The 14593-nt window shown below is 66.9% G+C and carries 6 protein-coding genes; all 6 read left to right on the plus strand.

What is annotated here, in order from left to right; translation table 11 throughout:
* Window positions 1–742 (plus strand): SCO7613 C-terminal domain-containing membrane protein (locus tag RTM68_RS12090; RefSeq protein ID WP_312171205.1); only part of this gene is annotated, 742 nt, incomplete at its 5' end.
* Window positions 743–951: 209 nt separating this feature from the next.
* Window positions 952–1320 (plus strand): 30S ribosomal protein S12, encoded by a 369-nt coding sequence (rpsL, locus tag RTM68_RS12095; protein ID WP_018187369.1) that lies wholly within the window; start codon window positions 952–954, stop codon window positions 1318–1320.
* Window positions 1321–1325: 5 nt separating this feature from the next.
* Complete coding sequence (rpsG, locus tag RTM68_RS12100) at window positions 1326–1796, plus strand: 30S ribosomal protein S7 (RefSeq protein ID WP_042538706.1); 471 nt, start codon at window positions 1326–1328, stop codon at window positions 1794–1796.
* 85 nt (window positions 1797–1881) lie between these two features.
* Window positions 1882–3999 carry an elongation factor G gene (gene fusA / locus RTM68_RS12105; RefSeq protein WP_194765109.1) on the plus strand — a complete coding sequence of 706 codons (2118 nt, stop codon included), beginning with the start codon at window positions 1882–1884 and terminating at the stop codon, window positions 3997–3999.
* Between the two features lie 149 nt (window positions 4000–4148).
* Window positions 4149–5339, plus strand: coding sequence for an elongation factor Tu (tuf, locus tag RTM68_RS12110; RefSeq protein ID WP_194765110.1), 1191 nt, complete (start codon window positions 4149–4151; stop codon window positions 5337–5339).
* Window positions 5340–5670: 331 nt separating this feature from the next.
* A partial coding sequence (locus RTM68_RS12115; protein WP_312171210.1) for an isopeptide-forming domain-containing fimbrial protein occupies window positions 5671–14593 on the plus strand: 8923 nt, incomplete at its 3' end.

Genomic DNA, 14593 nt, shown 5'->3' on the forward strand with positions numbered 1-14593 from the left:
GGCTCTGCGCGCGAGCCGGTGGCTCGCCGCGCCGGCCGCGCTCGCGCTCGCCCTCGGCGTGTGGTTCGCGATCGAGCGCGACTGGTTCTCGATCTGGGCGATGTGGGGTCTGATGCTCGGATACCTCGTGATGGTCGTCATGACGGCATCCCGTCTGCGTCGGGGTGCCACCGCCCTGCCGCCGGTCTGGTTCCTGTTCGCGATCGCCTTCGTGACGGCGATCGTGGCCTGGAGCCCGCGCGACCTGCGGGTCGAATGGTTCTCGCTGCCGCTGGGGGCGTTCCTGCTGCTGGCCGGGATCATCGTCCTGCGGAGCACGGATGCCGACGGGATGCTCGACCATGGGGCGCGTGCCGGCACGCTCGACAGCTGGCCCGTCCGCTGGACGGGGTCCTGGGCACTGCTGGCGCCGGGCATCGTGACGATGATGAGCGCCTCGATCGTGTCGACCTTCACCGACCCGCTCACGTGGCGGGCGATCCTCGTGATGGTGCTCGCGCTCGCGGCGATCCTCGTCGGGTCACGGGCGCGGCTGGCGGCTCCCTTCCTCATCGGTCTCATCGTGCTGCCCATCGAGAACGTGTTCGTCTTCTCGGTGCAGATCGGTCGCGGCATCGAGTCGATGCCGTGGTGGATCACGCTGGCGGTCATGGGTGCGGTGCTGCTGATCATCGCGGTCACGGCCGAGAGGCGCACGGGGGAGAGCGGCTCGGTCGCCGCGAGGATCCGCGACCTCCGCTGACGCCGGCCCCATTTGACCGCTCACGTTACGCGGCATTACACTTGATCAGGTGTGTGCACGTCTTGACGTGTGCGCTGGGCGCCGGCTCCATAGCCGGTCCGCCCCCACGGCATACCCTCCACCACAAAAGCTCGTCGGTTCCGGCGTGCCGGAGGGTCATGATGTGAAACCCATCACGCTGTCACCGTGCAGCACTATGAGGAGAGAACGTGCCAACCATTCAGCAGTTGGTTCGCAAGGGTCGCTCGCCCAAGGTCACCAAGACCAAGGCGCCGGCACTCAAGGCGAACCCGCAGCAGGCCGGGGTCTGCACCCGCGTCTACACCACCACCCCGAAGAAGCCGAACTCGGCGATGCGCAAGGTCGCTCGTGTGAAGCTCCGCAACGGCACCGAGGTCACCGCGTACATCCCCGGTGAGGGCCACAACCTGCAGGAGCACTCGCTCGTGCTCGTGCGTGGAGGCCGTGTCAAGGACCTCCCCGGTGTCCGTTACAAGATCGTCCGTGGCGCCCTGGACACCCAGGCTGTCAAGAACCGTAAGCAGGCTCGCAGCCGCTACGGCGCGAAGAAGGGCTGAGTCCAATGCCTCGTAAGGGTCCCGCCCCCAAGCGTCCCGTCGTCAACGACCCGGTATACGGCGCTCCGATCGTCAGCCAGCTGGTCAACAAGATCCTGGTCGACGGCAAGAAGTCGCTCGCCGAGTCGATCGTCTACAACGCCCTCAAGGGTGTCGAGGCGAAGAACGGTCAGGACGCCGTCGCCACTCTGAAGAAGGCGCTCGACAACGTGCGCCCGACTCTCGAGGTCAAGAGCCGCCGCGTCGGTGGCTCGACCTACCAGGTTCCGGTCGAGGTCAAGCCGCACCGTGCGAACACCCTCGCACTGCGCTGGCTCGTCAGCTACGCCAAGGGTCGTCGTGAGAAGACGATGACCGAGCGTCTCCAGAACGAGATCCTGGACGCGTCGAACGGCCTGGGTGCCGCGGTCAAGCGCCGCGAAGACACTCACAAGATGGCCGAGTCGAACCGCGCGTTCGCTCACTACCGCTGGTAAACAGCTTCGCCCGCCCCCGATCACACATCGGGGGCGGGCACCCCCCTCTTCGCAGTACGACTGCACAAAAGATAAGGACACTCCTGTGGCACAAGACGTGCTCACCGACCTGAGCAAGGTTCGGAACATCGGCATCATGGCTCACATCGATGCTGGCAAGACCACCACGACCGAGCGCATCCTGTTCTACACGGGCGTCAACCACAAGCTCGGCGAGACCCACGACGGTGCCTCGACCACCGACTGGATGGAGCAGGAGAAGGAGCGCGGCATCACGATCACGTCTGCCGCCGTGACCTGCTACTGGAACAAGAACCAGATCAACATCATCGACACCCCCGGTCACGTGGACTTCACGGTCGAGGTGGAGCGTTCGCTCCGCGTCCTCGACGGTGCTGTCGCCGTGTTCGACGGCAAGGAGGGCGTCGAGCCCCAGTCCGAGACCGTGTGGCGTCAGGCCGACAAGTACAACGTCCCCCGCATCTGCTTCGTCAACAAGATGGACAAGCTCGGCGCGGACTTCTACTTCACCGTCGACACCATCATCAACCGCCTCGGCGCCAAGCCGCTGGTCATCCAGCTGCCCATCGGCGCGGAGAACGACTTCATCGGCGTCGTCGACCTCGTCGAGATGCGCGCGCTCGTCTGGGCGGGTGACTCCAAGGGTGACGTCACCATGGGCGCCTCCTACGAGATCCAGGAGATCCCGGCCGACCTCAAGGACAAGGCCGACGAGTACCGTCAGCAGCTCCTCGAGACCGTCGCCGAGACCGACGACGCTCTGCTCGAGAAGTTCTTCGGTGGCGAAGAGCTGACCGTCGCCGAGATCAAGGGCGCGATCCGCAAGCTCACCGTGGCTTCCGAGATCTACCCGGTCCTCTGCGGTTCGGCCTTCAAGAACCGTGGCGTCCAGCCGATGCTCGATGCGGTCGTCGACTACCTGCCGAACCCGCTCGACGTGGGCTCGATCCAGGCGCACGACCCCAAGGACTACGACACGATCATCGAGCGTCACCCCGACGCGAAGGACCCGTTCGCGGCCCTCGCGTTCAAGGTCGCCGTTCACCCGTTCTTCGGTCGCCTCACCTATGTGCGCGTCTACTCGGGCCAGCTCGACTCCGGTGCTCAGGTCATCAACTCGACCAAGGGCAAGAAGGAGCGCATCGGAAAGATCTTCCAGATGCACGCCAACAAGGAGATCCCGGTCCCCGCGGTCACGGCGGGCAACATCTACGCCGTCATCGGTCTGAAGGACACCACCACCGGTGACACCCTGACCGACCCGACCTCGCCGGTCGTCCTCGAGTCGATGACGTTCCCCGAGCCCGTCATCGAGGTCGCCATCGAGCCGAAGACCAAGGCCGACCAGGAGAAGCTGGGTGTCGCCATCCAGAAGCTCGCTGAAGAGGACCCGACCTTCCGCACGGAGCTCAACCCCGAGACCGGTCAGACGACCATCAAGGGCATGGGCGAGCTGCACCTCGACATCCTCGTCGACCGCATGAAGCGCGAGTTCAACGTCGAGGCCAACGTCGGAAAGCCGCAGGTCGCGTACCGCGAGACGATCCGCAAGGCCGTCGAGAAGCACGACTACACGCACAAGAAGCAGACCGGTGGTTCGGGTCAGTTCGCGAAGATCCAGTTCAACATCGAGCCGCTCGACCTCGACGACGAGAAGACGTACGAATTCGTCAACGCCGTCACCGGTGGTCGCATCCCGCGTGAGTACATCGGCTCGATCGACGCCGGTTTCCAGGACGCAATGAACGTCGGCGTGCTCGCCGGCTACCCGATCGTCGGCGTCAAGGCGACGATCGTCGATGGTGCTGCTCACGACGTCGACTCCTCGGAGATGGCGTTCAAGATCGCCGGTTCCATGGGCTTCAAGGAAGCTCTGCGTCGGGCGAACCCCGTGCTCCTCGAGCCGCTCATGGCGGTCGAGGTGCGTACTCCCGAGGAGTACATGGGTGACGTCATCGGTGACCTGAACTCGCGTCGTGGCCAGATCCAGTCGATGGAGGACGCCGCAGGCGTCAAGGTCGTCCGTGCACACGTCCCGCTGTCCGAGATGTTCGGATACATCGGCGACCTGCGCTCGAAGACCTCGGGTCGCGCCGTCTACTCGATGGAGTTCAACAGCTACGCTGAGGTTCCCCGCGCTGTGGCGGACGAGATCGTCCAGAAGCACCAGGGCGGCGAGTAACACTTTCCTGAGAGCCGGGCTCCGGCTCGGCTCTCAGGTCCCCTACAACTTCACATTCCCTCTCTACTAAACTGAGAACCTAAACCCGTAGAGATCCGGTCGCAATCCAGTGCCCGGACACCTCTACACGACGTCCTGAGGAGGACCAAGTGGCTAAGGCCAAGTTCGAGCGGACCAAGCCGCACGTCAACATCGGAACGATCGGTCACGTCGACCACGGCAAGACCACGCTCTCCGCAGCGATCTCGAAGGTGCTTGCTGACAAGTACCCCTCCGACACCAACGTGCAGCGCGACTTCGCTTCCATCGACTCGGCGCCGGAAGAGCGCCAGCGTGGTATCACCATCAACATCTCGCACATCGAGTACGAGACCCCGAAGCGCCACTACGCACACGTTGACGCCCCCGGCCACGCCGACTACGTCAAGAACATGATCACCGGTGCGGCTCAGATGGACGGCGCGATCCTCGTGGTCGCCGCCACCGACGGCCCGATGGCTCAGACGCGTGAGCACGTGCTGCTCGCCAAGCAGGTCGGCGTGCCGTACCTGCTGGTCGCGCTGAACAAGTCCGACATGGTCGACGACGAGGAGATCCTGGAGCTCGTCGAGCTCGAGGTCTCCGAGCTGCTCGCATCGCAGGGCTTCGCTGAGGACGCTCCTGTCGTCCGCGTGTCCGCCCTCAAGGCCCTCGAGGGCGACGAGAAGTGGACCCAGGCGATCCTGGACCTCATGGAGGCCGTGGACGAGAACGTTCCGGACCCCGTGCGCGACAAGGACAAGCCGTTCCTGATGCCCGTCGAGGACGTCTTCACGATCACCGGTCGTGGAACCGTCGTCACCGGCCGCGCCGAGCGTGGCACGCTGGCCATCAACTCCGAGGTCGAGATCGTCGGACTCCGTCCGACCGTCAAGACCACGGTCACGGGTATCGAGATGTTCCACAAGCAGCTCGACGAGGCATGGGCCGGCGAGAACTGTGGTCTCCTGCTCCGTGGCACGAAGCGTGAAGACGTGGAGCGCGGTCAGGTCATCGTCAAGCCGGGTTCGGTCACGCCGCACACCGACTTCGCTGGCACCGCGTACATCCTGTCGAAGGACGAGGGTGGCCGTCACAACCCGTTCTACACGAACTACCGCCCGCAGTTCTACTTCCGCACCACCGACGTCACCGGCGTCATCACGCTGCCCGAGGGCACCGAGATGGTCATGCCCGGCGACACCACTGACGTGACGGTCGAGCTGATCCAGCCGATCGCCATGGAAGAGGGCCTCGGCTTCGCCATCCGTGAGGGTGGACGTACCGTCGGCGCTGGTACGGTCACGAAGATCATCAAGTAAGCATCTGCTTTCTGGCACAGGGGTCGGACCTTCGGGTCCGGCCCCTTTGTCGTACCCGGACGGATGCGGTTGCCCGGCCCTGGCGTCTCGCGAGAAGAGATTCGGCGCGACGCGTCGGTATATGAAGTTGAATATAACTCGAAGTGTCCTATAGCGTGAGAAGTGCTGCGCACACGCAGCACGCAGGCGCGCGTCCGAGATCAGATCGGACGCGAACCGCTGACGCTTTCAGGACGGCCCCACGCTTCCCTGGGCACATGTCGGCGGTGTCCGCGTCAGGGGAGTACCTGCGCACCGGGGAGTGGCGCGCAGGGTTAAGGGGAATTTCAGCATGCGTTCGACCCTGCGTCGAAGGACTTTTTCGCGCGCCCGGAGACTGACGGCCATCGCCACCGTCGTCTCGCTGATCACGGGAGCGCTCGCTCTCGGGGTCGCCGCGCAGATGGCGACGGCAGCGGCCTGGGCGCCCAGCGTGTCGGCCGTGAACGTCGATCCGTCGGGCGCCGGCAAGGACTTCGTCCTGGCCGGTGAGAACGTCTCGTTCTCGATCGATGTGGCGAACAACAGCGGCGGCGCGCAGTTCAACCTCGCGCTCGTCGCATCGCTGCCGGCCAACGTGTCATACGTGCCGGGCGGAGACCTCGCCGCGCCGAAGGTATACGCGGCCGGCGACGTGCTGCCCAACCGCGCGCGCACGGCTGCCGACGCATCCTGCGCCTCCCTCGGTCTCGTCAACGCCCCGGGCCAGGCACTTCGGTGCGCCGTGCCGGCCGGCCAGCAGGTCTGGGTCTGGTCGAATGTGAACGATCTGCCGCAGGGCGGCACCGTGTCGCCGACCATCACGGTCGCACCGAACGAGGACTACCCGGTCGGCAGCGCCGTCGGCTTCTCGATCGCCGCGTACACCTCGAACGACCCCACGCGTCTGCCCACGTTCGACGGATCGCCGAGCGTGTCGCGAACGACTGCCCACACCTCCGGTGCGGGAGTCGCCACCGACGATGTGCCCGTGCAGGCGCTGCGCATCGTGAAGGACGAGCCGAGCGCCGAGGACGAGCTGATCCGTGGTGTGCACGGCATCGTCTCGGAGAGCATCACCACGTACACGCTCAAGGTCGAGAACACGACGCGCGGCGCGACGAACGAGGTGACGGTCACCGACTACCTCCCCGCGGGACTCGAATACCTCGGTCTCGCCGTGGACAACGACAACAGCTCGGGCGTCGAGTACCCGGGCGCACCGGTGATCGACGGCGGCACCACGGTCGGCGAATCCGTCGACACCGTCGAGCTGTCGGCATCCGAGGCAGCCGCACTGGGCCTGCCGGGCGCCGGCGTGTACACGAAGATCGTCTGGACGCTGGGACCGCTCGACTCCGGTGAGAAGCGGGTGATCGAGTATCACGCGGCTGTCCCGCTGTTCGCGAACGCGCTCTGGGCCGACGGTGCGGCGCCTGACGTCGCCGCGGGTGAGCAGGCTGCGAACCTCGACAACAACACCGGCGCTTCGACCCGCCACGGCGGTGACGCGACGCCCGAATCCGCACAGACGTTCCGCAACATCGCGATGGTCGACGGCACCTATCAGGGCCCTGTTCTGAACGACGACCCGGCGCTGCGCGCGGCGCATGACGACGACACCGAGATCATCGAGGCGGTCGACGTACGCGTGCTCAAGCGCGTCGACACGGGCGGCCTCTTCACCACGGGTTCGGTGGCCACGTACTCGATCGACCTCCGCGTCAGCGAGTATGTCGATGCCAGCGACATCGTCCTGACCGACGTGATTCCCAACGGACTGTGCCCCGCGTTCCCGGGTTCGCTCGACGGCGTCGATCTCATCATCGGATCCGACAAGGTATCCCAGGCGACCTGGAACGCACAGGCACCCGGGGACGCGTGCAACTATCCGACCACGGAACCCGCTGCCGTGCTGTCGCCCGAACTGAACCTCACGTCGATCACCTACACCCCTGCCGACGGCACCTTCACGGTCGTGTTCGACGTCGACCCGCTCTCGGCCGGCCAGCACTTCGTCGCTCAGTACTCGGTGACCCAGCGTCCCAACTACACGGGTGCCGGAGGCGGTACCAGCTCGGGGGACAGCTTCGTCAACAAGGTCTCCGTGACCGCGAAGACCGAGCCGATCGCCGCGATCGCGAATGACCCGACCCTGCGCGACCGCGTGGGCGGCACGCGCTACGTCTTCGACGACTCCGCCGCCGTCATCGGCTCGGACCGGACGATCCTCGAAAAGACCGTGCTCGAGCGCGGCACCACACCCGACATGGAGCAGCCGGATGAGCTGCTGAAGCAGGCGACCAAGCCCTTCTCGCCGGGGGATGACGTCTGGTACCGCCTGTTCGTGGACTTCGCCGACGGCATCGACAGCCGCAATCCGCTGCTCACCGACTACCTGCCCGAGGGCATCGAGGTGCAGGAGCTCCGCTACGCCTACACCGGAATCCCGGGCGTCGACGACGTGATGGGCCCGGTGGCATACGGCTCGCCGGGATTCCCGACCGCCTACATCCCAAACGTCGCGCCCACCGGCGCCTCGTTGACCTGGGAGCTCGGCGCACGCAACCGGACGACGAGCGGTGATCGCTTCATGCCCGAGGGCAGCACGCTCACCGTCTTCGTGCGTGGCACCGTGAAGGCGCAGTCCGCGTCTCAGGACGAGGTCGACAACCCCCTCAACCAGGCCAAGTACCAGCAGGTCAACGTCGACGGCGTGCTCGACTTCCAGCGATCGGATGCCGGCATCGACCTCGACTGGGGTTCGACCCTCACGAAGGGCATCGTCGAGGTCAACGGTCGCGCGATCGCAGGCTCGTTCGGCGACCGCGACCAGAGCGAGCAGGTCGTGCAGGGCGATGTGGTCGATTACCGCATCGACGTGAAGGCACCGCAGAACACCACCACCGACTACGTCGTGTGGGACGTTCTGCCCGCAGGCGTGAAGAAGGCTGACGTGTCGGCGCCGCTCGCGGAGCTGCACCCCGCGGGAACCCGACTGAGTGCGACGGATGCCGTCGCCACGATGTACGACGCGGGGGAGAGCCTTCCCGACGGCATTGCGCTGAACTCGGCCTTCAACGGCCGTTCGGTGATCGTCTGGAAGATCGGCGCATCGATCGCCGGTTCCGTCGCGGCGACCGAGACGACACCCGAGACCGTGAGCGGCTTCAGCCTCGGCTACACGGTCACGGTGCCCGACGGCACCGTCGACGGCGGAGGGGATGCCGCGCAGCTGACCCAGAAGTACACGAACACCGCGGGCATCGTCGACTACGCGGTCGAGAACGCGGGCGGCGGCACGACGACCGTGGTGCCGCAGCGTGACGGCGGCGGCCAGCAGCTGACCACCCGCACCCCGGGCGACGGTGAGGTGGCGGCGTCCGACATCGACACCGTCGACAGCGCCGAGGTGTACCTGCCCGACGTGAAGGTCGCGAAGACGCTGTACTCGTCCGAGATCGCACCTGTGGGCGCGAATGCACCCGGAGCGATCGACACGGGCGACGGCACCCGCAATGGCACTCGCCAGATCGTGCAGGGCGAGTACGCGACCTTCGAGTATTCGGTGACGATCCCCGCGAAGACGACCATCAGGGGTGCCGTGCTCTCGGACAACGGCTGGCTCGCGCTGCAGAATGACCGTGGCGGCATGGCGTACCAGCTGCTCGAGAACGAGACGCGCTACTTCAAGGACGGCACATCTCTCGCCATCGGCGCATCGGCGACGCAGTTCCGCGTCTCTGAGCGGCAGGGTGACCTGCGCGGGGTGCTCACGTTCCCCGATGTGTACACGAACACCACGGATATCGACCAGGTGTTCAGCGCACGCATCACGGTGTGGGTCAAAGATCTCCGCACCGCCGAGACCCTGACGAACACCGCCACCACGACCTTCCTCGACCCGAACTCGTCGACGGGGACGACCGCTACCAGGAGTGCCACGGCGACTGTCGACCATGTCGTTCCGGCACCATCGCTGACGAAGCGCGCCGCCTCGACTGCGATCGGAGCGAGCGGCAAGGTCGACTTCACGCTGACCGCGAGCAACGCCCCGGGACGCCCGGCGCTCTACGACGTCGTGATCGTCGACTGCGTGCCGAAGGAGCTCGCCGCGAGCAACCCGCGCACGTCGACCGGACAGGCGAACGTGCTCGACGAGTCGTGCTCGGCGACGACCGCGGGAGTGATCACACGCGGTACCGGCTCCGGCACCGTGGTCGAGTGGAAGATCCCGATGCTCGTCGGCGCAGGCACGGCTCCGACCATGACGTACACGGGCACGGTCGAGGCTCAGGCCGGTGGCTCTTCGCAGTTCGTGAACCGCGCGACGCTCACGGGCTACACGCTGCCGTCCACCCTCGGCGATGACACCGATACGACCGATCGCCGAGGCGCCTATACCGCCAACGCGAACGCCACCGTGTCGATGCCGCCTGCGGCGGTGCGCAAGTCGGTCAGCCCCACGACGGCCGCGGTCGGCGACGTCGTGACCTATACCGTGACGACGAGCCTTCCGGCGAACACCAACTTCTACGACGTGACGCTCACCGATGCGCTGCCCGCCGGTGTGGAGTTCGTTCCCACGGGAACGCACACCGAGACGCTGCAGTGGTCGGGCGACACCCGTGTGCCGACGATCGGAGCTCCGACCCTCTCGAACGGTGTGCTGTCGTGGAAGGTGGAGTCGAACGACATCCCCGCCTGGACCGATCAGACTGAGCGAACCATCACCGTGACCTACCAGGCGCGCCTGACACCGGCTGTCAAGACCGACAAGCCGGTCAACACGGCGAGCTTCTCGTGGAGCAAGATCAACGACTCGGTCGCAACGGGTGACCGGGTCACGCGGAGCGCGACTGCGAACGTCACGATCGTCGACCCGAAGGTCACGGTCGCGAAGACCGTGCGGGCCGCAGGCTCGGCACCGGATGCCTTCTCGAACAAGGCCTCCGGCAACCCCGACCAGTCGTTCGAGTACCGCATCGCGGTGAAGAACACCGGTGCGGTACCGGCGTACGGGGTCGTCGTGACCGACACGGTTCCGGTCGGCATCAGCGTCGACACGACCCAGGAGGTCTTCGCGGGCGCCACGATCGACGACCGCGAGAGGCTGCTCGCGGGCAAGGGCGGGAGCATCACCTGGACGATCCCGGGCCCGCTGAGCAATGTCGACGGCTCGAACACCCACGAGATCACCTATTACGGCGCCTTCGCGGCGTCCACGGACATGTCGAAGGATGCTGTCCTGAAGAACTCCGTGGCGGTGAACGAGTACACCTCGAAACCGAACAACGGATGGACGTACGTCCCGGGTGACAAGAACCGCCCGGCGGGCAAGACGCCCGGTGGCGTGACGCTGACGCCGCAGGCGGCAGAGGCCGACATCGCTCCGCACTTCCCGCAGGTCGTGCTCGGCAAGAAGGCCACGAACGACGGACCCGCCTTCATCGGCGAGTCGTTCTCGTGGACGCTGCAGGCGACGAACACGGGTGAGGGTGCCGCGCAGACGGTGACTCTCACCGACACGCTGCCCGAGAACTGGGCGTACGACCCGACTGTGACGCCGGTGCTGACCGTCGGCGAGCAGCCGGTGATCGAGCTCGGTGACCCGACGCTCGGCCAGGCCGGCGATCGCCAGACGGTGACCTGGAAGCTGGAGCACCAGAACGGAGACGCCCTGCTGCCCGGCACGATCGACGGTGCGACCGAGGCTCAGCGCACGTTGACGGTCGAATTCTCGTCGAAGCCCGAGTTCGGCGCCACCAACACGGCGGGCGCAGGTCTCGAGTTCGCGCACACCAACACGGTGAGCGGCGCGGCGACGGATACCAGCACGGCAGAGGGCAACGTCGACGGACCGTATGTCGGTGACCCGGCCACGGCGGATGCGCACATCGCGCGTGCCGATCTGAAGATCGTCAAGGAGGCGATCGGCGGTGACGCCGACGGTGCCTGGACCGCGGGTGAGATCCTGCGCGCGGGGTACACCCAGCCGCAGTGGCGCATCACGGTCACCAACCAGGGGCCGGATGCCGCGAACGGACCGTTCCGCATCGTCGATGAGGCGGATCTGCCCGACGGCGTGACCATGGGGCAGTTCAGCGCGGAGTACTTCACCGACGCGGACGACACCGACGGTGAGCCCATGGCGGTCGCCGGCACCGGTACCGAAGCCGATCCGTTCATCGTGGGAGGTTCGACCTTCACGCTGAAGGCTGACGGCAGCGATCGTCTGGTGCTGCTCGCCGACGTCGACATCGACGAGTCGGCTGTCGGCTCGGCGTCCAACACCGCGAGCGTCGCCGGTCGCACCTACGAGCGTCCGGAAGACATCGCGAAGGACAACAGCGCGCAGGTGACTCAGCCGCTCGCCAGCGCTGCCGACCTGGTGCTGATCAAGGACGTGACCACGACCGAGGTCACGGCCGGACGCCCGATCACGTGGAGCATCTCGGTGCGCAACGACGGTCCGTCTGCGGCATCGACGACCAGCGTCGAGCCGGAGCGCAGGGCTGCGGCGACGCCGATCACCGTCACCGACACGGTGCCCGCGGGCATCGGCGAGGTGCAGGATCCGTCCGCCGGTCTCACCGACTGGACCGTCGCAGCATCCGACGGGTGGCCCGCATCCGCCGGTGATGTGATCACGTGGACCTACACGGGATCGCAGATGCCGGTGGGCGCTGCGCAGCAGCTGTTCCTCACGGGAACGGTTGATGCATCATGGACCGACGGCGAGATCGCCAACTCGGCGGTCGTCGACTCTCCGGTGACGGTCGACCCGACGCCCGAGAACAACGAGGACACGGTGACGGTCACCCCGGGTGACCAGACGTCTCTCGCGATCACCAAGACGCGGGTCGTGCTCGACGACGGCGAGTGGAAGGATGCCGCGCAGTTCGGCGGATCTCTGCCCGAGGTCGCCGCGGGAAGCACGGCGAGCTACCGCGTCGTCGTGACCAACAACGGACCGGCGGATGCTCGCGCGGTCACGGTCACCGATCAGGCCCCCGAGATGCTGACGTACGTCGAAGTGACGGACGAGCGCGGCGAGTGGACGCACGTCGCGCCCGAGCCCGAGGCCGAGGCCGACGCGGAGCTCGTGGGCGACGACCTCTTCTCGCTGGCGGGCACCCTGCCCGCGGCCGCGGGGGACGACTCGAGGTCGTTCATCGTGACCTACGCGCTGCCGGCGGAGCTGGAGCCGGGCACCGAGGTCAGCAACGTCGTGGTGGCCCGTGCCGAGAACTCGACCAACACTCCGGACGACCTCGACAGCACCGCATCCGACCGCCTCGCCGATCTCTCTATCGTCAAGCAGGCGATCGATGCTGACGGCGCTCCGGTGGCCGACGGTGTCGTGCCTCAGGTGACGGCGGGTACGCAGACGCGCTTCCTGCTCACCGTCACGAACGAGGGACCGAGCTTCTCGAGCGCGCCGATCGAGATCGTCGATCAGCTGCCGGCGGGACTCACCTATGTGTCGTCGACCGTCGATGTCGCGGGCGCCGGCGCGCTGGCCGCGGAGCCCGCTGTCGGTGACGACGGGCGGGAGATCGCCTGGTCGGTGCTCGGCGAGGGCGATGTGCTCGCTGTCGGTGCGACCATCGTGATCGAGGTCACGACAGACGTCGCTCCCGACGTTCGGGCGCAGCGTCTGGTGAACGCGGCTGATGTCGCGGGTCCCGACGACGCTGATGCCGGCAACAACCACGCCGAGGCGATCATCGACGTCGTGACACTCGCGGAGTTCACGATCACCAAGACCGTCGCCGACGGTCCCTGGATCTCGGGAACCGAGGTCGCCTACACGATCACCGTGCACAACGACGGACCGTCGTTCGCCGACGCGCTCGTCACCGATGTGCTGCCCGCAGGGCTCACGCCGGTCTCGATCGAGGGTGAGGGGCGGACGTGCGAGACGGCTCAGAGCTGCATCCGAGAGGCGCATCCGCTGGGCGACAGCGTGCTCACCGTCATCGCTCGGGTCGATGCGAATGTGCCGACAGGCACGGCGCTGACCAACACGGCGACCGTGGAGTGGACCGACAGCCGCGCCACCGAGCCGCGCCAGGTCAGTGATGATGCGGTGATCGACGTCACCACGAACGCCGACCTGAGCCTCGTGAAGACGGCGATCGACGCCGAGGGGCAGGAGACGGCATCCGCCGTGGCCGGAGAGAGCGCGCGCTACCGCGTCGAGGTCTCCAACTTCGGCACCAGCGACGCGATCGGCCCGATCACCGTCGTCGATCAGCTGCCTTCCGGTACGCGGTTCGCCGCGCTCGTCGGAGAGTCGGCCGCGGCATGGACCGCGCGCGCTGACGACGCCGACCCGCAGTCGGTGACGTTCACGCTCGCTCCGGCGTCGACCGGTCTCGCCGCCGGAGGAGTCGCTCCCGCGATCGAGTTCGACGTCCTCGTCGACGCATCGGTCGCGAACGGGGCGGTGCTCACCAACTCGGCGACCGTCGCCTCGGGCACGCCCGACGCGAACCCGGAGAACGACAGCGACACGGCCGATGTGACCGTCGCCCGCGAGGTCGACCTCTCGATCACGAAGAGCCATGTGGCAGATGCCGTGCGCATCGGCGACCTGCTGCCCTTCGCGATCACGGCACGCAACGCCGGCCCCTCCGAGGCGACCGAGGTCGTCGTCACCGATACCGTGCCCGCAGGGCTCGAGGTCGTCACGGCAGCAGGCAACACGGCCGACGGCTGGACCATCGAGACGGTCGCACCGGTGGATGGCGCGGACGCCGCGGCGGGAACGCTCGTCGTCGCCCGGTACTCCGGCGCGCTCGCGGCGGGGGAGCGCACCAGCATCCTCGTCGTGGAGACGCGAGTGCTCGCCGCTGCCTACCCGGAGGTGGTGAACGTCGCCGACGTGACCTCTGCCGAGATCACCGACGAGCACCCCGACCGCACGCCCGGGGACAACCGGGCCGAAGACGCCGTGACAGTGCCGCCGATGGCGACCCTGGTCGTGACGAAGAGCGCGGTCGGTGCCTTCCAGGTCGGTGGTGAGGGCGAGTTCGAGATCACCGTCCGCAACGACGGACCCACCGCAGACCCGGCGGCCATCACGGTGACGGATGCTCTGCCCGAGGGGCTCAGGTTCGTGTCGTCGCCCGATGAGGGTGTGCGGGTCGACGGTCAGGTCGTGACCTGGACGCTCGCGAACGGACTCGCGGTCGGCGAGGAGGTCACTCTCACGGTGCGTGTCAGCGTCG

Origin of the sequence: Microbacterium sp. (genome assembly GCF_031988965.1) — a bacterium.
In the GTDB taxonomy this organism is placed as follows: Bacteria; Actinomycetota; Actinomycetes; order Actinomycetales; family Microbacteriaceae; genus Microbacterium.

Coding starts and splice junctions, on each gene's coding strand:
- rpsG (WP_042538706.1), top strand. CDS start 1,326: ATGCCTCGTAAGGGTCCCGCCCCCAAGCGTCCCGTCGTCAACGACCCG.